The organism is Kitasatospora sp. NPDC032757, assembly GCF_055579305.1.
In genome coordinates this window covers 236,699-253,935 of sequence record NZ_JBVINN010000006.1, presented here as the reverse complement: position 1 = coordinate 253,935, position 17,237 = coordinate 236,699, and the positions used below count along the sequence as shown (strand labels likewise).

General features: G+C 73.6%; 18 protein-coding genes and 2 pseudogenes. 10 read left to right on the top strand and 10 right to left on the bottom strand.

Annotation, left to right across the window (positions count from 1 at the left end):
- Positions 1–54 precede the first annotated feature (54 nt).
- The 3 genes from ACZ5WK_RS12040 to ACZ5WK_RS12030 form a co-directional block, all read right to left on the bottom strand.
- The gene (locus tag ACZ5WK_RS12040; RefSeq protein ID WP_465547226.1) at positions 55–336 is read right to left on the bottom strand and encodes a hypothetical protein; all 282 of its coding nucleotides are present in this window, start codon (positions 334–336) and stop codon (positions 55–57) included.
- Between the two features lie 102 nt (positions 337–438).
- A complete protein-coding gene (locus ACZ5WK_RS12035) occupies positions 439–1,308 on the bottom strand; it encodes a PhzF family phenazine biosynthesis protein (RefSeq protein ID WP_465547225.1) in 870 nt (289 codons plus the stop codon).
- Positions 1,301–1,669 carry a winged helix-turn-helix transcriptional regulator gene (locus tag ACZ5WK_RS12030; protein WP_465547224.1) on the bottom strand — a complete coding sequence of 123 codons (369 nt, stop codon included), beginning with the start codon at positions 1,667–1,669 and terminating at the stop codon, positions 1,301–1,303. The genes ACZ5WK_RS12035 and ACZ5WK_RS12030 overlap by 8 nt, the downstream gene beginning before the upstream one ends.
- Positions 1,670–2,149: 480 nt before the next feature.
- Here ACZ5WK_RS12030 and ACZ5WK_RS12025 point away from each other — a divergent pair, with 480 nt between their 5' ends.
- On the top strand, positions 2,150–2,443 hold the full coding sequence (locus ACZ5WK_RS12025) for a DUF1330 domain-containing protein (protein ID WP_465547245.1): 294 nt from the start codon (positions 2,150–2,152) through the stop codon (positions 2,441–2,443).
- A gap of 59 nt (positions 2,444–2,502) precedes the next feature.
- Positions 2,503–2,733, top strand: a pseudogene (locus ACZ5WK_RS12020) (transposase family protein); the annotation flags it as partial.
- Positions 2,734–2,874: 141 nt separating this feature from the next.
- Here the strand turns inward: ACZ5WK_RS12020 and ACZ5WK_RS12015 are convergent.
- On the bottom strand, positions 2,875–3,858 hold the full coding sequence (locus ACZ5WK_RS12015; RefSeq protein ID WP_465547223.1) for a GNAT family N-acetyltransferase: 984 nt from the start codon (positions 3,856–3,858) through the stop codon (positions 2,875–2,877).
- A 42-nt stretch (positions 3,859–3,900) separates the two neighbouring features.
- A pseudogene (locus ACZ5WK_RS12010) lies at positions 3,901–4,091 on the bottom strand (IS256 family transposase); the annotation flags it as partial.
- 52 nt (positions 4,092–4,143) lie between these two features.
- Here ACZ5WK_RS12010 and ACZ5WK_RS12005 point away from each other — a divergent pair.
- The 3 genes from ACZ5WK_RS12005 to ACZ5WK_RS11995 all read left to right on the top strand — a co-directional run bounded on the left by ACZ5WK_RS12005 (position 4,144) and on the right by ACZ5WK_RS11995 (position 6,193).
- Positions 4,144–4,536 (top strand): recombinase family protein, encoded by a 393-nt coding sequence (locus ACZ5WK_RS12005; RefSeq protein ID WP_465547222.1) that lies wholly within the window; start codon positions 4,144–4,146, stop codon positions 4,534–4,536.
- A 212-nt stretch (positions 4,537–4,748) separates the two neighbouring features.
- Positions 4,749–5,396 carry a class I SAM-dependent methyltransferase gene (locus ACZ5WK_RS12000; protein WP_465547221.1) on the top strand — a complete coding sequence of 216 codons (648 nt, stop codon included), beginning with the start codon at positions 4,749–4,751 and terminating at the stop codon, positions 5,394–5,396.
- 212 nt (positions 5,397–5,608) lie between these two features.
- Positions 5,609–6,193, top strand: coding sequence for a TerD family protein (locus ACZ5WK_RS11995; protein ID WP_465547220.1), 585 nt, complete (start codon positions 5,609–5,611; stop codon positions 6,191–6,193).
- A gap of 165 nt (positions 6,194–6,358) precedes the next feature.
- Here the strand turns inward: ACZ5WK_RS11995 and ACZ5WK_RS11990 are convergent, their stop codons facing one another.
- The 3 genes from ACZ5WK_RS11990 to ACZ5WK_RS11980 form a co-directional block, all read right to left on the bottom strand.
- Complete coding sequence (locus tag ACZ5WK_RS11990) at positions 6,359–7,801, bottom strand: lytic transglycosylase domain-containing protein (protein WP_465547219.1); 1,443 nt, start codon at positions 7,799–7,801, stop codon at positions 6,359–6,361.
- Between the two features lie 200 nt (positions 7,802–8,001).
- Positions 8,002–8,577: a PqqD family protein gene (locus tag ACZ5WK_RS11985; RefSeq protein ID WP_465547218.1), complete on the bottom strand. Its 576-nt coding sequence runs from the start codon at positions 8,575–8,577 to the stop codon at positions 8,002–8,004.
- A 170-nt stretch (positions 8,578–8,747) separates the two neighbouring features.
- Positions 8,748–9,398, bottom strand: a complete 651-nt coding sequence (locus ACZ5WK_RS11980; protein ID WP_465547217.1) for a hypothetical protein — start codon at positions 9,396–9,398, stop codon at positions 8,748–8,750.
- Positions 9,399–9,883: 485 nt separating this feature from the next.
- Here ACZ5WK_RS11980 and ACZ5WK_RS11975 point away from each other — a divergent pair, with 485 nt between their 5' ends.
- The 3 genes from ACZ5WK_RS11975 to ACZ5WK_RS11965 all read left to right on the top strand — a co-directional run bounded on the left by ACZ5WK_RS11975 (position 9,884) and on the right by ACZ5WK_RS11965 (position 12,279).
- Positions 9,884–10,267, top strand: a complete 384-nt coding sequence (locus ACZ5WK_RS11975; RefSeq protein ID WP_465547216.1) for a hypothetical protein — start codon at positions 9,884–9,886, stop codon at positions 10,265–10,267.
- 21 nt (positions 10,268–10,288) lie between these two features.
- Entirely contained in the window at positions 10,289–10,552 is a 264-nt protein-coding gene (locus tag ACZ5WK_RS11970; RefSeq protein WP_465547215.1) for a hypothetical protein, read from the top strand.
- Positions 10,553–10,851: 299 nt separating this feature from the next.
- Complete coding sequence (locus tag ACZ5WK_RS11965) at positions 10,852–12,279, top strand: NAD(P)/FAD-dependent oxidoreductase (RefSeq protein ID WP_465547214.1); 1,428 nt, start codon at positions 10,852–10,854, stop codon at positions 12,277–12,279.
- Here the strand turns inward: ACZ5WK_RS11965 and ACZ5WK_RS11960 are convergent.
- Positions 12,263–13,099: a DUF1963 domain-containing protein gene (locus ACZ5WK_RS11960; protein ID WP_465547213.1), complete on the bottom strand. Its 837-nt coding sequence runs from the start codon at positions 13,097–13,099 to the stop codon at positions 12,263–12,265. The genes ACZ5WK_RS11965 and ACZ5WK_RS11960 overlap by 17 nt on opposite strands.
- Before the next feature lie 492 nt (positions 13,100–13,591).
- Between ACZ5WK_RS11960 and ACZ5WK_RS11955 the strand changes: the two genes are divergently transcribed.
- Positions 13,592–15,748, top strand: a complete 2,157-nt coding sequence (locus ACZ5WK_RS11955; protein WP_465547212.1) for an elongation factor G — start codon at positions 13,592–13,594, stop codon at positions 15,746–15,748.
- 245 nt (positions 15,749–15,993) lie between these two features.
- Positions 15,994–16,395, top strand: a complete 402-nt coding sequence (locus tag ACZ5WK_RS11950) for a hypothetical protein (protein ID WP_465547211.1) — start codon at positions 15,994–15,996, stop codon at positions 16,393–16,395.
- Here ACZ5WK_RS11950 and ACZ5WK_RS11945 read toward each other — a convergent pair.
- Positions 16,353–17,207 carry an NAD-dependent epimerase/dehydratase family protein gene (locus ACZ5WK_RS11945; protein WP_465547210.1) on the bottom strand — a complete coding sequence of 285 codons (855 nt, stop codon included), beginning with the start codon at positions 17,205–17,207 and terminating at the stop codon, positions 16,353–16,355. The two genes, ACZ5WK_RS11950 and ACZ5WK_RS11945, sit on opposite strands and share 43 nt — an antisense overlap.
- Between the last annotated feature and the right edge of the window lie 30 nt (positions 17,208–17,237).

Below are 17,237 nucleotides of genomic sequence, written 5' to 3'. Positions count from 1 at the left end.
GGAGCCGCGCGATCACCGTGATCCGCGCGGCCGCCGACCGCATGTGACGGTGCGTCAGTGAAGGCTGCTGTCGATCGCGTTGAGCAGCGTGCCGGAGGCCGAGGCTGCGCCACTGAGTGCGTAACTCCCTCCGTGGACGGGGGTGGTGACGACCGACCCGTTGACGCAGCTCCAGTCGGCCAGGCTGCCGGCCGTGATCCGGACGCCACCGAGCCGGACGAGGACGATGACGCCGAGTGAGGCGGGTTCCCGGCTGCGGTGCCGAAGCGGGTCAGTCCGTGGGCCACCGCGACGGTTGACCAGTGAGCCGTGTGCATCGTGAAGCTTGCAGGCCACGAGGGTTGGTGTGGTGGCGGGCGGGATGCTCGGGCCGGTCGTCGGCCGGTGTCCACGGTGGAGATCGTCTGACGTGCCGGCCGCTGATGAGCTTCGGGCCGGCTATGGCATGCGGATGCTGCGTATGACATCCGCGGCGCCGCCCAAGAGGACCCGCAGCCCCGACGCGTCGGGTTGTGCGGTGGCGGTGATCGTGGAGGGGCTGCCGAGGGAGTCACCCATGTCCACTGCGATGTCGCTGATGCCCTGGCCGGCCAGGTGCGCAGCGAGGCAGGCGGTGCTGTTGGCGTTGGCGATGTCTTCCGCGACGCCGATCGACGGGGCGAACATGCGGGCCGCGACGCGGCCGGTGGGCGTCGGCACCGAGTAGGCGTAGCAGCCCAGGAAACCGAGACGGTCGCAGGCGGCACGGAGCCGTTCGAAGTCCGGGCTGAGAGTGGTGAGAGCGGACCGCGTTGTAAGGGGAACCAGCAACCGCGACCGCCCCACTGAGGCGACGCGGGCACCGGGAGCGAGTGTGCCCGAGGTGACACCGAGTGCGGGCAGAACAAGGTCGCACTCGATCGCTGTGGGCCTGCGGAGGTCTACCGGACCGGGGTCGAAGGCGGCATTGACATGCGTCTTCTCCCGTACGGACCAACCAGGGAAGACACGCCCTGCCGCATGGATGGTGGCTCGATACTCCCGGCCCCCGGCGCGCTCGGCCATGAAGGCCAGAGCGGCAACCGTCCCATGACCGCACGCAGGCAGTTCTCCCTCGGCGGTGAAGAAGCGGAGGGACACGACCGGACCGCCCCGTCGGCTGTCGTGCACCGACACGAAGACGGCATGCGACGTTCCCATCAGAACCGGCACACGACGGCGCTCATCGTCACTCAACGGTTCCTCGACCAGGACCGCGGTGGGGCTACCGCCGTGGCCGTCGCGCAGACATGCGCGGACGATCGTGACGGGCAGACCGTATCTACTCATCGCGGTGCCGGGATCCTTGTGCCGGCCCGGCGTCCGTTTCCTCCGCCCACCGCCGGCTCCACGCAAACAGCGGTTGGAGGGCGTCGACAAGGTCCCCGCCGAGCTGGGTGAGGTGATATCCGTCCTCGCGCAGAGTGAGCAGGCGGACGTCGGTCAGCTCGCCGAGCCGGGTACTGAGCACACTGGAGGACATGCGCTCGCACCGGCGCTGCAACTCACGGAAGCCGCCCGGGGCTTGACTCAGCTCCCACAGGATGAGCAGCGTCCAGCGCCGTCCCAGCAGATCGAGTGCGGCCATGACCGGGCGTCCCGATGTGGACCCCCGCACCGGTACGCCGGGCCGCGGTGTTCCGCCTCCCATGTTCCCCTCTCCTCCTTGCGCTTCGCTTCTCGAAGCAGCATAGTGATTCGAAAACAGAAGCACTGGCAACGGGAGCGCCGATGTCGCGAACAGCCCTGCTGGAACCGCCGTACGCCGACCAGGCCGGCGCGCTGCTCGCGCATGATGCCCGGGGACGTGCCGCCGATCGGGCTGTTCCGGATGTTCGCCAGGAACCTCCCGATGGCCGGCGCCATGCACGGATGGGGGCGCTATGAGCTGGGCCGACAGCTCACCCTGACCATGAGGGAGCGCGAGATCGCCATCGACCGGACGTCGCCGAAGGCGCCGGGCGCCGAGGAAGACTTCGCCGGGACGCGAACCGGCAGAGCCGCGGGTGGCAGAGCCGGACCAGGCCGGATCAGCACGTCCTCACAAGTGCCCGGTGCTCTGTCGCCGGGGTCGAGCAATCTGAGCGTCAATTCGCAGCCGGACATGTCCGGCCGAACACAGGAGGTTTCCATGGCCAAGGGCTACTGGGTCAGTGTCTACCGCGCCATTTCCGACCCTGAGAGGCTGACTGCCTACGACAAGCTGGCCGGTCCGGCTGTCCGGGCTGGGGGCGGGCGCCTCCTGTCCCGTGGCGGTCGAGTCGTCGCCCACGAGGCCGGAAACACGCAACGCGTCGTTCTGATCGAGTTCGACAGCTTCGAACAGGCCGTCGCGGCATACGAGAGCGAGGCATACCAGAAGGCGCTGGTGGTCCTCTCCGACAGCGTCGAGCGCGACTTCCGCATCATCGAAGGCATCGACTGACCGACGGGCTCAGCCATCGCGGAGCATCCGTCACCTGATACGCCGGACAGAAGCAGGCCAACCAGATCGTCGCCGCCGCCCGCGCCCCCGTCGAGCACGGCTTCGCCGCGCTGAAGAACTGGCGCATCCTCACCCGACTCCGGGTCAACCCGGCACGGGCTAGGAACCTGCTGCGTGCACTGCTGGTCCTCACCAACCTCGAAGCCGGCCGGTGGCAGACGACCATGAACGCAGACCGACGCACCCGACCAGCACGAGCACCCACGAACCCTGCCACGCCACCAGGCTGACCAGCTACTTCATGTTGGCACGGTCCCATTGGCGGGGCAGTCGGGGTGCTGATCCGTCATCGTCGCCGTAGCGGTCACCCCGACTCTCACGAGGCATTGTCAAATCCTGTGGACTGACCCGACAGTCCAATGGCCGGTCGATCAAGCAAGCGGCTTGCGGTAACGGACGTACTCGTTCCGCCGCCGGAACCCCACACCCTCGTAAAGGTCGTAGGACCGGTGCGGATTTGCCGTGCCCGTGAACAGCCGAGCGGTCGTTGCACCCTGCTCGCGAAGGCTCCGCAGCCCGTCCAGCAGCAGGACCCGGCCGATTCCAAGGCGTCGCTGGTCCGTCCGGACACTCAGCTCTTCCACCTCACCCACGGTGTGGTCGTGACGGCGGATGGAGCAGAGGGCGACGCCGACCATGTCCTGCCCGTTCCAGGCAGCCCTCCAGCATGCCGGGTCGGCGGTGTCGACGAAGTCCTGGAAAGGCCATCTCTGAGTGAAACCGGGGGCCGCGTACGAATCGACGACCGTCCTCCAGGCTGCACGGTAGTGGCTTGTCCCGATCGGCCCTGTCCGTATCCCGGCTGGCAGCTCGCTGCCCGGCTCGGGCACATGCTGCAGATCGCCCAGCTCCAGCTCGACCAGGCTGAAGACACGTCGGTAGCCGGCTGCGCGCAAAAGTGCCGTGGCGTCCTGCTCGGAGGCCATGGCGTTCGCGCCGATCACTGCCGTCCGCGCCGTTTCATGCTGTTCGACGAGCTGGCGGATCCGCTCTTCGGCCCAGCTCAGCATGGCTGAGCCGATGCCCTGGCCGCGATGCTCGGGCAAGAGGTAGCCGCGGTGCAGGTACAGCCACGTATCGTCCCGCTCTTGCCACCACCGGATCGTCGAGTAGCCGACGACGCTCCCGTCGAGCACCACCAGGATCTGGTTCTTGGACGGTTCCTCCAACTTGGCAGAAGCTTCGGCGATCTCGGCCGCGGTCGGGAGCCCTTCCACTACCGACTGGACATCGACCCGGTCCCGTTCAACACACCCCAGCCGCACCGCGGCCATGGCGCCGTGGTCTTCGTCGCCGCGATACGGCCGGAACCCGAAGCCGACCGGAAGGTCCTGTCCTGCCGTGCCATCCAACATGACCGGATGTTCTCGAACTTCAAGGCAGGTCCGCCACCCTATTCACGCCGCGGTCGTCTGCGGCCGTTCGACGAGCTGGCCGCGTTCAAAACGGGCCCCAGCGTTGACGAGGGCAACGAGGTGGGTGCATTCACGGCTCGCCAGCGGGCCTGGGCTGACTCGACGAGCTTGAAGGCCATCGCCAGGGCGGCGGCCCGGGATCCGGCGCCCTTGGTGACCTTGGTTACGGCTCGCGAGGTCAAGGCGCACGCCCCGCACTGCCGGGTCGTCTTCACCGTGTACGAGATGAAGCGCCTCGGCCGCGACGCCGCCGAACTCACCGCGCTCGCCGACCACCTCACCGCCCACGGCCTCATCCTGGAGATGCTCGCCGGACCCCTGCCCGGCATCTACGACCCCACCGGCCCCGGCAAGCTGCTGTTCGCGTTCTTCGCCGCGATGGCCGAGACCGAGCGGGAGAACATCCGCGAGTACACGCTCGAAGGGCTCGAAACCGCGGCCCGCAAGGGCAAACACGGCGGCCGGCCCCCGGTCATCACCGACGACATGCTCCACACCGTGCTCCGGCGGCGCGTGGGCGGCAAGTCCGTCGAGCAGGCCCACGCCGACTTCGCCGACCTCCCCACCCCAGACGTCCCCCGGCCCCGCCCGGACGCCGCGGCGCTCAGCAGCTCATGACCATGATCGTTCTCACCGGGATTTCCTGTACCGCAACCGCTCACACCCGGACCACTGGTCCGTACGCATCGACGACATCACAGATTGGACTGGACCAATATTCGCCGTCGGGGGCGTCCGCCCGCCGGATGGCCGAAAGCCGCCTCGCCGGTACGGTGGCGGAGGGGGCGGCCCCGCCGGACGGACGCGCCCCGCCGAACGGAGGACGAGCGATGGACAGCCGGGACTGGGACGAGCGCTACGCCGCGGGCGAGCTGGTCTGGGGAGCGGAACCCAACCGCTGGGTGGTCCGCGAGATCACCGGGCTCGCCCCCGGCCGGGCCCTGGACCTCGCCGCCGGGGAGGGCCGCAACAGCATCTGGCTGGCCCGCCAGGGCTGGCAGGTCACCGGCCTCGACTTCTCCGCCGTCGCCCTCGAGCGCGCCGGGCGGCTCGCCGCCGGACTCCCCGGGGAGGTCGCCGCCCGGCTCACCTGGCGCCACGGCGACGCCCGCACCCTCCCGGCCCCGCCCGCAGGCTACGACCTCGTCGTGGTCGCCTACCTCCAGCTCCCCGCCGACGACCGCCGGACCGCGCTGCGCCGAGCCGCCGCCGCGCTCGCCCCCGGCGGCACCCTGCTGGTGGTCGGTCACGACACCACCAACCTCACCGAGGGGGTCGGCGGCCCCCGGGACCCGCGCGTCCTCTTCACTCCGGACGACATCCTCGCCGACCTTGCCGACTCCGGCCTGCGCACCGTCCGTGCCGAGCGTGTCCGCCGCCCGGTCGCCGCGGAGGCCGGCCACCGTCACCCCACCGAGGACGGCTCGGGCCGGGCCGAGGCGATCGACGCGCTGGTACGGCTGGAGCGGGCCGGCTGACGGGCGGCTGCCGCAGAGCAGGGTGCTCTCGGGAGAGTGGTGTCGATCCCCGGGGTCTCTGCTCCGTGCTCGGATGATGTGGTGTTGATCGTAGGAGTGGGGTACCTGGTCTTCTGGGAACGAATGCCGCGCGCGGATGGAACGTCGGCCCAGGGAATCTCTACAGTGCTGTAGATTCGAGGCGCGCACGGCGGAGGAACGAGGAGGGCACGATGAGCGTTTCGCTGGCCAAGGGTCAGAAGCTGAGCCTGGAGAAGCCGGGCGGGGGTCGGCTGGGTCTGGTGCGGATGGGCCTCGGCTGGCGCGCCGCGCAGAAGAAGGGGTTCTTCGCCAAGCTGCTGGCCTCGCAGGAGATCGACCTGGACGCCTCGGCGGTGCTGTTCGCCGAGGGCAAGCCGGTGGACGTGGTCTTCTTCCAGCACCTGCAGAGCAACGACGGTTCGGTGCGGCACAGCGGGGACAACCTGACCGGCGGCGCCGGTGACGCCACCGACGACGAGTCGATCACCGTGGACCTCTCCCGGGTGCCGGCCGAGGTCGACCAGATCGTCTTCACCGTCAACTCCTTCACCGGGCAGACCTTCCAGGAGGTCGAGAACGCCTTCTGCCGGCTGGTCGACGAGCAGACCGGCGCCGAGCTCGCCCGCTACACGCTCACCGGCGGCGGCCCGTACACCGCGCAGATCATGGCCAAGGTGCAGCGCACGGCGGGTGGTTGGCAGATGGCCGCGATCGGCCAGCCGGCCAGTGGCCGGACCTTCCAGGACCTGATGCCGGAGCTCGTCAAGCACCTCTGAGCCCACCCCTTCGGCCGGCCCCGGCCGGCCCCCGGAAGCAGCGGGGCCCGTCCGATCTCCCCCCGGACGGGCCCCGCACCCGTAGCGCCCTGTCCGCCCGCGGGCAGGGACGATCACACCGCCCAGCCTGGCCGGGGTCGGAGCCGCCGACCCCGGCCTTCGGGGTCAGTGCGCCGAGGGCGAGGGTGCGGCCGAGGGGGAGAGGGCGGCGGAGGGGGTGGCGGTCGCGCTCGCGCTCGCCGACGGGGTTGAGGTCGGGGCAGGGCAGCCGGGAGCGGTGGGCGTGGCCGTCGCGGTGGCGGTGGCCGAGGGGGATGCCGTCGCGCTCGGCGTGCCCGTGGCCGTGGCCGTGGCGGTGGGGACGGGGCAGGTGGTCGGCGTCGCGGTCGGCGTGCCGCTGGGGGTGGTGCTGGGCGTGCCGCTGGGGGTCGTGCTCGGTGTCCCGGTGGGCGTCGCCGTCGGCGTGGGAGTCGCGGTGGGAGTGGTGGTGGGAGTGGTGGTGGGCTTCGCGGTGGGCGAGGCGCTCGCGGTCGGGCCCGGCGTCGGACCGGTCGTCGGCCCCGCGGTGGCCGAGGGGGAGGGCTGCGAGGTGGGCGTCGCCGTCCCGGACGGTGCGGCGGACGGCGTGCCCGAGGTCGTGGCCGACGGGACCGGCGTGGTGGGCGCCGTGGGCGGGAGGGAGGCCGTCGGCACGGTCGCCGGAGCCGGGCGGTCCGGGGTGGTGGCCGGGGTGCCGGTGCCGAAGTGGGTCATCCAGTTCTTGACGGTCCGCAGGTACTCGCCCGAGTTGTTGTAGCCGAGGACCGCCCGGTCGAGCTGGGCCGGGTCGGCGAGGTTGCGGCCGCCCGCGCAGAGGTAGCGGCCGGCGCCCTCGGCGGCGTCGAAGATGTTGTTCGGGTCGGCCTGACCGTCGCCGTTGGCGTCGACGCCCCAGGTGGCCCAGGTGGAGGGGATGAACTGCATCGGCCCGACGGCCCGGTCCCAGACGCGGTCGCCGTCGTGCCGTCCGCCGTCGGTGTCGGGGATCGCGGCGAAGCCCTTGCCGTCGAGCACCGGGCCGAGGATCGGCCGGTACGTCGTCCCGGCGGCGTCCACCGCGCCGCGGCCGGCCTGGCCGGACTCGACCTCGCCGATCGCGGCCAGCAGCTGCCACGGCAGGTGGCAGCCGGGCGAGCGCTGGGCGAGGGCCGTCTCGGCCTTGCGGTAGGCGGCGAAGACCGTCTCCGGCAGGGCGGGCCCGGTGCGGAACGCTCCGGCGGACGGCCCTTCCGGCAGGGAGGTGGGCGGCTGCGGCAGCGGGCTGGTGCCACCGCCGTCGACGGGGAGGCCGCCGCCGGTCGTGTTGGCGAGCGTCGGCTGTGCGGTGCCGGGGAGCGCGGCGCCGGGCAGGGTGGTGGAGGCGGAGACGGCGGTGACCGGCTCGCCGGCGGCGGTGGCCGTGCCGGCCGCCGCGACGGGCACGAGCCCGAGGCCGGTCACCTGAGAACCGGTCAGCGCCGCCAGCGCGGTGAACGCCGCGGCCGTCCCGGTGACGCGCTTGCCCAGTCGCAGCCGGCGCCCCGGGCGCCCCGTGCCGCCGTGTCCAGCGTTGCCCAGTCCTGCCCTCATAGCGTGCCCCTCCCCTGACCGTCCGGACCCTCGGGGAACGGACGGGCTGTCACCATCGTGCCTGCCCGTGCATGACAGTTCGCATTGCCGCAATGATTAGTATCACGACGATCTGACGCGGCCCGGGTGAGCGGAGGGCGTCCCGGGCGCCACCGTTCGGTGAACGCGCAGGTGGTCAGGGGTCGGTCGGCGAGCGGGAGTCAGAGTTCGATCAGCATCCCGTCCTCGGCGACGGCCGCGCCCGCCGCCGCCAGCGCCCGGGCGAGGGCCTCGGTGCCGGGGGAGCCCGGGTGGGCCAGCGGGTTGGCGTTGTTGAGGTGGGTGTAGAGGTAGCGCGGTCCGGGCCGGCGGGCCAGGTGGGGGAGCGAGTCCCGGACGGCCAGGTGGCACATGCCGCGGGAGGAGCCCGAACCGCCGGCGTGCCCGGCGAGCAGCTGGCCGCGCAGGTCGGGCGAGGCGTTGACCAGGTACCAGGCGGCGCCGTCGGCGCTGATCGCCAGGCAGTCCTGGCTGCGGGCGGCGCCGGTGCGGCGCGCGTGGCGCAGCCCGCGCAGCCGCAGTTCGACCAGGCCGAGCGGCGCCGGCGGGCGGGTCGGGGCGCCGGTGCCGTCCAGGGTGAGCAGCCGGCGCCCGGCGAGGTCGGCGGGCAGGTCACCGACCTGGCCGGCGTCCACCCCCTCGCACTCGGCGGCGAGTTCGGCGGTGATGCCGTCCGCGCCGCGGCGGCCGTCGCAGTGGCGCAGTACGGCGGCGGCGGTGTCGTTGAGCAGCAGCACACGGCGGCCCCGTTCACGCCCCGGAGGGAACGGGATGCGCCGCCCGGCGCCCCCGGTCGCCTTCGAACGGCCTCAGGCCGCCTCCGGGCGGTCCGGGCGGTCCGGGCGGTCCGGGCCGCCGTGCCGCCGGGCCGCCGGGCCCCGGCCCCGGGAGCCGCGGCGGCCGGGGATCAGCCCAGCGACTTGGCGAGCACCAGGGCCAGCGTGCTCTCGGCCAGAGCCTCCGCAGGGGCGTTGACGTTGTCGCCGGGGCCGCGGTCCTTCACCACCTCGACGGAGTAGGCCTGGCCGTCGGCGACGAAGTAGACCACCGGGTGGGTGCCGTCCTTGCGCTGCGCCAGCAGCGCCTCCTGGCCCACCCCCGGCACGGCGGTGATCTGGTAGTCCGGGTTCGCCTTGACGGAGGCGAGGACGGTCGGCTTCACCTCGCGGATCGACGCGTACGACTGGCGGGAGCCCCAGGTGCATCCCCAGACCGGGCTGCCGTCGCTCGCCGGGTCGGGGTGGGTCCCGGCGAACGGCCCGCCGGTGCCGACGGCGGTGATCACCTGGGGGGAGCTGAGCAGCGTGCAGGCGTCCGCGGGCCGCTTGGCGGCGGCCCCGGTCGGCGCCGTGGTGGCGGGGGCGGCCGGGGTGGACGGCGGGGCCGAGGTGGTGGGCGCGGCGGCCGGGGCGGACGCCGCCGTGGTGGCGGGGGCGGAGGTCGCCGCCGACCCGCCCCCGCCGGAGGAGGAGCACCCGGCCAGCGCCGCGCCCGCGAGCGCCAGCGCGGGCAGCCAGAGGTGCCGACGGCCGTACGGGAGCGGTGACTTGAGCTGCATGGGATCCCCCTCCGATGGCGTCCACCGCGGCGGCGGACTGCCTCGGGCAGGATCCTAGTGGCCGGGTGGGTCCGGTATTTCCGGTTTCGGCAACGGGAGTTGTACGGATCCGTCACGGCCGGCGCCCGGGGCGGACGTGAACCGGGCGCGGCCGGGAGCCGAACGGGCGGTCCGGGGCACGGCGGTGGTGCGCCCACGTGCGGTCGGGCTCCGGGCGGCGCCCGCCGGTGAGTGGCCTGACCTGGGCCGATGTGCCGGCCACCTCATACCAGGGCACGCCCGGAGACGTCACGCTCTACACCATCCGCTCCCCGGACGGGTGATGTTCCGGTGAAAGTGGTCATGCCAGGAACGGGGACCCGTCATCCTGGGCCCGTGACCAGGCGCACCCTGTGACCGAACAGGCGGACCCCATCCCGGTGAACTCGATTCCGGCGGAACCGATCCAGGTAGATCCCGTGACCAGGCGGACGGAGGCCCTGACAGTGAGCACGAACCTGCCGGAGACCGTGACGGGGCGTCCGGCCGTACTGCCGGCCTCGCCCCGGGTGGTGGACGACCTGGCCCGCGACCTCACCTACGCGGCGGCCGCGGTCAGGGCGGTATCCCGGGCCGGGCGCAGCGGCGGCGACGTCGCGGTCGCCGCCTACACCGCCGTGGTCTGCACCGGGCGTTCGGCGGCCCGGGCCCTGGAGGAGGCCGCCGCCTGGTGCCGGCAGGCGCCCGAGGCCGAGGTGCACTCGCTGGCCTGGGCCCGCGTCCCCGGCCACTGCGACGACGTCTTCGAGTACCGCGTCACCCTCGCCGTCAGCTTCCCCGACCACGAGACCGGCGAGCACACCGGCGACACCCACCACGCCCCGCGCTGACGTCGGGTTAGGATCCCCTTCATGGATTCTGGGGGCACGAACGAAACACGGGAAACGGTCGCGGAGGAACGCGAACTCTCCACCGGCGCGGCCGTGATGGTCACCATCGTGGCGGCGCTGGGCGCGGCCGGGGTGCTGCTGGCGGTCTTCCACTGGCTGGGCTGGACTCTCCCGGGCCTCGGCTGGCTGCTCGCCAAGGGCGCCGTCAAGCTCTGCGCGGGCGGAGCCGTCGGGCTGGTCGCCGCCCTCGCCTGGCTCCGCCGACACCGCGCCGGGCGCGGGTAGTCCGAAGGCCTGTCGGCAGGCCGGGCCCGGCACCGGTACTCGGCGTGGACGCCCGGCGGGGCGTCCGGCCGGTCGCGCAGGCGGGGGTGGGGTGGACTACGCGCTCACCCCGCCCCCGCCTCTGTTTCCGTCCCGTCCCGTTCCCGACTCCGTTCCCGTTTCCGTCCCCGGGGCGGAGGCGGAGCCGTGCGCGGGGCTGCGCCGCGGCGGGTGCGAGCGCGGGCCAGGGGGATCCCGGTTCTCGGCCCAAGATCACCAAGGAGTAGGATCGGCCCGCAACACGACGCGAAGGGGAGCCAGTGGCGCGGGTTGCGATCATCGGTGGGGGTATCAGCGGGCTGGGGGCGGCGCTCATGCTCGGCCGGCGGGGCCACACGGTCACGCTGTTCGAGCAGGACGCACGGCAGGCCGGGGAGGACCTGGACCGGGACTTCTTCGACTGGCACAGGCCCCGGATCCCGCAGGCCGTCCAGCCCCACTCACTCCTCGCACCCGTACGCACCGTGCTGCGCACCGAGGCCCCCGACGTCTACGCGGACCTGCTGGCGCGCGGAGCCCGGGAGTACCACGAGTTCGACTGGTTCGGCGAGCACCCGCCGTACCGGGACGGCGACGAGGAGCTGGTGACCCTGCGCACCCGGCGCATCGTGCTGGAGGCCGCGCTGACGGCGGCCGTGCGACGGGAACGAACCGTCGAGGTACGGCGAGGGTGCCGGGTGCGCGGCCTCGCCGTCGAGGAGGGCCGCCCTGCGCGGGTCACCGGCGTGCAGGCGGGAGCGGACGTACACCGGGCGGACCTCGTCGTCGATGCGTCCGGTCGCCGCTCGCCCGTCCCCGCCTGGCTGATCGCGGCCGGCTGCCGCCCGCCCGTGGTCGACAGCCACCGTGCCGGGATCGCCTATCTGTGCCGCTGGTACCGCCTGCGCGCCGACGGCCCCCGTGACCCCGGGCGGGTGAAGAACGGCTCGGCCGCACCGTTCGCGCTCGCCGGCGTCTTCCCTTCCGACAACGACACGTTCGCGGTGAACGTGGTGCTCTCCACGGGGGATCCGACCCGCGGCGCGCTCACCGACCCGGCCGTGTTCGAGGCTGCCGCCCGCCGGTTCCCCGCCACCGCCGCCTGGCTCGACCTGGCCCCCGAACCGCAGTCGGCCGTCCTGCCGATGGCCGGACTGGACAACCGCTGGACCGCCCTCGCCGACGCTGACGGACCTGTCGTCACCGGCCTGGTCAACGCCGGGGACAGCCTCATCCACACCAATCCCACCCTGGGCCACGGCGCGGCCCTCGGCCTGCGCGCCGCCCAGCACCTCGCCACCCATGCCGACCGGATCGCCGCGGACCCAGTCGGCTACCACACTTGGACGGTACAGGCCCTCCGCCCGTGGTTCGACGCCCAGGTGACGGCCGACCGTCTCAACGCGCAACGCCTTGCGGAGAGTTCACCGCTGTCGGACCGGCGGGCCGCCGCCCTCGCCGCGTGCGCCTTCGACGATCCCGTGGTCATGAGGGCCCGGGCCCAGGTGCGCCATCTCCTGCGACCGGCCGACGACGCCTACGGCACGGACGAGGTGGACCGGCACGTCACCGCCTGGCTGGCCGCCAACCCGGACTTCTCGCCGACGCACGACGGCCCGACCCGGGACCAGTGGGACGCACTCATCCCGGCTGAGCGCCCGACCGGCACCTCACCCTCGGCGCCCGGGCCGGTCACCGCTGGACGGTGACGGCCTCGACCCCGCTGAAGTCGCCGGCGGCCAAGTCCTCGTCGCGGATGACGAAGTAGAGCGGACACTCGGTGAAGTCCGGGCGGCCCGCATCGAGCAGGATCCGTTCCGGGCCCCGGCCGTACGGCGCCACCACGTACTGGTCCGTCTCGCGGTCGGGGCCGAGCAGCACCATGGAGGCGCCGTGCTCCGGCGCGACGTCGAGGGCCGCGGGCCCCAGCGTGGCCAGGCGCTCCGCGGCCTCCTCGGGGAGGTCGACGAGCGGGTCGTCGTAGAACCGCTCGATCCGCGCCGTCATGGCCTTGCCGGCCGCGTACAGCGGGGCCGGCGGGCCGGTGAACTCCCATGGCGGGGCGCCCCACCCGGCGGTGGGGTCGGCGAACGCCGGATCGGCGGCCACGTCGTAGGGGGCGGTGTCGGCGGCCGACCGGTCGGGGAAGAAGAGGACGGCCACCGGGTCGCGGCCGGCGAAGCCGTCATGGCCGGGGAAGAAGAAGTAGAGCAGGCCGCGTGGCGGCAGCAGCCCGTTGGCGTCCTCGCGCGAGATCTCCGCCAGGTCGATCTGGGCGACGAAGCAGTCCGGCAGCGACTCCGGGCCGTCCGCCGTCCCCGGCCAGACGAAGCCGGGAGGAACGGCCGGCACGCCGCCGCAGCGGGAGAACGGCTCCGGCGCCTCGAAGCCGGCCGGCCGCGGCCCCAGGGCGATGGCGTGCTCGGCCACGCCCATCAACTCGTCCTCCCACGGCGCGAGTCCGGCCTCGCCGATCAGCCGGCGGAGCGTCCGCGCGTCGGCGGCGGTCACAGGGTTGGGGCGCATCATGCCGCCACTCTACGGAGGGGATTCCTCCCGACGGAGGCGAGGCGGGCGCGGCCGCCGGCGCCCGGAGGCCGTCGGGCCGGCCGTGCGGGGGTGGTCTGCCGGCCAACCGCCCGGAGCCGGGCTCCGAAAACCCGGTGACCGCGGTCGGCCCCCTTCCCTAGACTCGGCTCGCAGACATGCGCCGCCACCGTTCCGGGGGTGGTGCCACCGTGACGAGTCGAGGGAGGGCAGGCCGTGCGCTACCGCACCGCTGTCGTCGTTCCCTCCTCGCGGTACGAGGTGATCCTGGTGTCCTCGTGCGCCCGGTGCCCGCTGCGCGGCCGGCATCGGATTCCTGCGACGAACGCCTGAACTCACTACTGTGGTGTCCCGGTTGACGGGGCGCCCGAGTGAGGTCCCGCGTGGCCGTGTGTTCTCCGGCCCCGCGTCGTGGCCGTTCCGTCGCCGCAATCGCGCCGCCCTTTTCCGGAACACCCCGAAAGGCACCGGGCCATGCGCACCGACCTCGCCACCACGACCGTCCAGACCATCGCCAGCGTCCGCAACCTCGGCATCCTCGCCCATGTGGACGCGGGCAAGACCACCGTCACGGAGCGCATCCTGTTCCTGACCGGGGAGACCCACAAGCGCGGTGAGGTCCACGACGGCACCACCGTCACCGACTTCGACCCGCAGGAGCGCGACCGGGGCATCACCATCTTCGCCGCGGCGGTCAGTTGCGCCTGGGGCGGTCACCGGATCAACCTGATCGACACCCCGGGCCACGTCGACTTCGCCGACGAGGTGGAGCGCTCGCTGCGGGTGCTCGACGGGGCGGTGGCGGTGTTCGACGCCGTCGCCGGCGTCGAACCGCAGAGCGAGTCGGTCTGGCGGCAGGCCGACCGGCACGGCGTGCCCCGGATCGCCTTCGTCAACAAGCTCGACCGTGCCGGCGCCGACCTGGACGCGGCCGTCGCCTCCATCCGCGAGCGGCTGCACCCGGCCCCGTTGGCCGTCCAACTGCCGATCGGGCGGGAGGACGGTTTCACCGGCGTGGTCGACCTGCTGACGATGCGTGCGCTGACCTGGGAGGACCAGCCCGGCCCGGACCCGTACCGTGAGGGGCCGGTGCCCGAGGAGCTGCGGGAGGAGGCCGAGCGGCGCCGCCACGCGCTGGAGGAGGCGGTGGCCGGGCTCCATTCCGGCGCGCTGGAGGAGTTCTGCGACCGCGGGTCGCTGGCCCCCGGCACGCTGGCCGCCGCCCTGAGCGACCTCACCCGCACCGGCGAGGCCGTGGTCGTGCTCTGCGGCTCGGCCTACCGGAACCGGGGCATCGAGCCTCTGCTGGAGGCCGTGGTGGCGTACCTGCCCTCGCCGCTGGACGTGCCCGCCGTGCGCGGCACACCGGTCGGCCGTGCCAAGGGCCTTCCCGCCGGCCTTCCCAAGGGCGATTCCACGGGTGATCCGGTGGGCGGTCCCGAGGGCGGTTCGACGCGCGGTCCCGACGGCACGGTGCTGGAGCGCGCCGCCGACCCGGCCGGGCCGTTCGCGGCGCTGGTCTTCAAGGTGAACGCCACCTCCACCGGCCGGCTCACCTATCTGCGCGTCTACTCCGGAACACTGCGAAAGGGGGACACGGTGCTGGACGCCGGCACGGGACGCACCGAGCGGATCGCCCGGATCCTCCGGGTGCAGGCCGACCGGCACGCCGAGACCGGGTCGGCGGTGGCGGGGGACATCGTCGCGGTGGTCGGTGCGAAGGCCGCCCGTGCGGGCGCCACGCTCTGCGCGCCCGGCGCGCCGGTGCTCCTGGAGCCGACCGTCGCGGCCGACCCGGTCGTCACGGTGGCCGTCGAGGCCCGGCGGGCCACCGACACCGACCGGCTCGCCACGGCGCTGGCCCGGCTCGCCGAGGAGGACCCGTCGCTGGTGGTCCGCACCGACCCGGAGACGGGCCAGCGGGTGCTGTCCGGCATGGGCGAGCTGCACCTCGAGGTCGCGGTGGAGAAGATCCGCCGCGTCCACGGGCTGGAGGTCACCGTCGGGCGGCCGCAGGTCGCCTACCGGGAGACCATCGCCGGCGGCGTCTCCGGCCTGGTGTACCGGCACGTCAAACAGGACGGCGGCGCCGGCCAGTTCGCCCACATCGTGCTGGACGTGGCGCCGCTGGACGGCGAGGGGGCCGAGGGTTTCGTGTTCCGTTCCACCGTCACCGGCGGGCGGGTGCCCAAGGAGTACGTCCAGGCGGTCGAGGCCGGCTGCCGGGACGCCCTCGCCGAGGGCCCGCTGGGTGGCCACCCCGTCACGGGCGTGCTCGTCACGCTGACCGACGGGGCCACCCACCCGAAGGACTCCTCGGACCTGGCGTTCCGCACCGCCGGGCGGCTCGCTCTGCGCGAGGCGCTGCGGAAGTCCGGCCCGCTGCTCCTGGAGCCGGTCGCCGAGGTGACGGTGAGCGTGCCCGAGGACGCGGTGGGTGGCGTGCTCGGTGACCTCGCCGCCCGCCGCGGCAAGGTCCAGGGCTCGGCGCCGAGGGCCGGTACCGCGGTGGTCTCGGCGACCGTTCCGCTGGCCGAACTCTTCGGCTACGCGACCAGGTTGCGCAGTCGCACCCAGGGCCGGGGCACCTTCACCACCCGGCCCGCCGGTTACGCCCCGGCGCCGCGGTAGCGGCCGCCGGCCGGGGGCAGGTCCTGCCAGGACAGGACCTGCCCCCGGCCTTGGCCCGGCGGAGCGGGAGCGGAGGAGTACGCCTCGGGGTGGGCGCCGGGCCGGGGTGGTCGAGAACCGGGCCGTGCCCGTCGAGCGCGCCGTGCGGCTCCCGCAGGTGCCGGCCGCCGGCCGTGGAACCGTCGGCCGCATCATGATCGTCTCTGCTCGGTAGGCGTGGACGAACGATCGGGCGGGGGACGGGCATGGCAGGGACGGCGACCGCGGCACGGGTGGCCTTGACGGCGCTGCTGCTGGGACTGGCCGGTGTGGTCTGGTTCCTCGGCATGATGGCCGGCTTCGACACCCGCCCGACCCGGCCGTGCGTCAACGCGATCGAAGGCGGCTGGAGCGCCCAGGGGTACCGGGCGCCGGAGCACCAGGGGATCCGGTTCGAGGAGGGGTTCTTCCCGCCCTCGCACGTCTGCCGCTGGCCGGACGGGCGCTCCGTCGAGCTGGTGCCGTGGTGGAACGCCCCACTCTTCTTGGGGGCGCTGGCCGGGGCCGTCGCGGTACCGGTCGTCCCCCTGATCCGGCGGCGCCGGCCGGCGCGGAGCGGTGGGCCTCAGAGCGCCCCGGCATCGCGGGCCGTCCACACCGACGGGTAGAGCGGGCGCCACCCCAGCTCCCGGCGGATCGCCGCAGTCGAGACCTGCCCGTCCCACGGGTCGGGCAGGTCGAGCCCGGCCACGCCCTCCGGCTGCGGCACCCCGTTGATCTCGTGCAGGTCCCAGGCCGTCACCGGCGCGTCGTCGCCCACGTTGTACGTCCGGCCCTCCGCGCCGGGCATGACCGCCGCGCGCCACAGCGCCTGCGCCACGTCGGAGTGGTGGACCACGGCCAGCCGACGGTGCGAAGGCCACCGGCCCGCCCAGTGCAGCGAGGCCGCCAGATGCGGGTCGCCCTCGCCGTAGACGAACGCCAGCCGGGTGACCACCAGCGGCAGCCGGCCTCCCAGCTCCCGCAGCCCCGCCTCCGCCTCGGCCTTCGACGCGGCGTACGCGCCCCAGGCGGCATCCGGGTTCAACCGGTCCGCCTCGACGGCCGGGCGGCCCAGCCCGCACCCGTACACCAGGTTGGTGCTGGTGTGCACGAACCGGCGCACGCCGGCCCCGGCCGCCTCCCGGCCCAGCGCCACCGCCGCGTCCCGGTTCACCGCGAACGCCTCCCCGTCGGGCACCCCGCGCAGCGCCGCCGCCACGTTGACCACCACGTCCGCGCCGTCCAGGGCACGGGCCCGGTCCGCCTGCTCCCGCAGGTCGCCGACCACCACCTGCACGCCGAGCGCCGCCAGGGCGGCGGCCCGTGCCTCGTCCCGCACCAGCACCCGGACCGCGTCCGCGCCGGCCCACTGCGCCAGCCGCGGCACGAACCTGCGGCCGACCTGTCCTGTCGCCCCGGTCACCAGAAACACCGTCATCGTCGACTCCTCGTCGGCCGTTCGTCCGCC

Coding starts and splice junctions, on each gene's coding strand:
- ACZ5WK_RS12035 (WP_465547225.1), bottom strand. CDS start 1,308: ATGAGTAGATACGGTCTGCCCGTCACGATCGTCCGCGCATGTCTGCGC.
- ACZ5WK_RS12030 (WP_465547224.1), bottom strand. CDS start 1,669: ATGGGAGGCGGAACACCGCGGCCCGGCGTACCGGTGCGGGGGTCCACA.
- ACZ5WK_RS12025 (WP_465547245.1), top strand. CDS start 2,150: ATGGCCAAGGGCTACTGGGTCAGTGTCTACCGCGCCATTTCCGACCCT.
- ACZ5WK_RS12015 (WP_465547223.1), bottom strand. CDS start 3,858: ATGTTGGATGGCACGGCAGGACAGGACCTTCCGGTCGGCTTCGGGTTC.
- ACZ5WK_RS12005 (WP_465547222.1), top strand. CDS start 4,144: ATGAAGCGCCTCGGCCGCGACGCCGCCGAACTCACCGCGCTCGCCGAC.
- ACZ5WK_RS12000 (WP_465547221.1), top strand. CDS start 4,749: ATGGACAGCCGGGACTGGGACGAGCGCTACGCCGCGGGCGAGCTGGTC.
- ACZ5WK_RS11995 (WP_465547220.1), top strand. CDS start 5,609: ATGAGCGTTTCGCTGGCCAAGGGTCAGAAGCTGAGCCTGGAGAAGCCG.
- ACZ5WK_RS11990 (WP_465547219.1), bottom strand. CDS start 7,801: ATGAGGGCAGGACTGGGCAACGCTGGACACGGCGGCACGGGGCGCCCG.
- ACZ5WK_RS11980 (WP_465547217.1), bottom strand. CDS start 9,398: ATGCAGCTCAAGTCACCGCTCCCGTACGGCCGTCGGCACCTCTGGCTG.
- ACZ5WK_RS11970 (WP_465547215.1), top strand. CDS start 10,289: ATGGATTCTGGGGGCACGAACGAAACACGGGAAACGGTCGCGGAGGAA.
- ACZ5WK_RS11960 (WP_465547213.1), bottom strand. CDS start 13,099: ATGATGCGCCCCAACCCTGTGACCGCCGCCGACGCGCGGACGCTCCGC.
- ACZ5WK_RS11955 (WP_465547212.1), top strand. CDS start 13,592: ATGCGCACCGACCTCGCCACCACGACCGTCCAGACCATCGCCAGCGTC.
- ACZ5WK_RS11950 (WP_465547211.1), top strand. CDS start 15,994: ATGGCAGGGACGGCGACCGCGGCACGGGTGGCCTTGACGGCGCTGCTG.
- ACZ5WK_RS11945 (WP_465547210.1), bottom strand. CDS start 17,207: ATGACGGTGTTTCTGGTGACCGGGGCGACAGGACAGGTCGGCCGCAGG.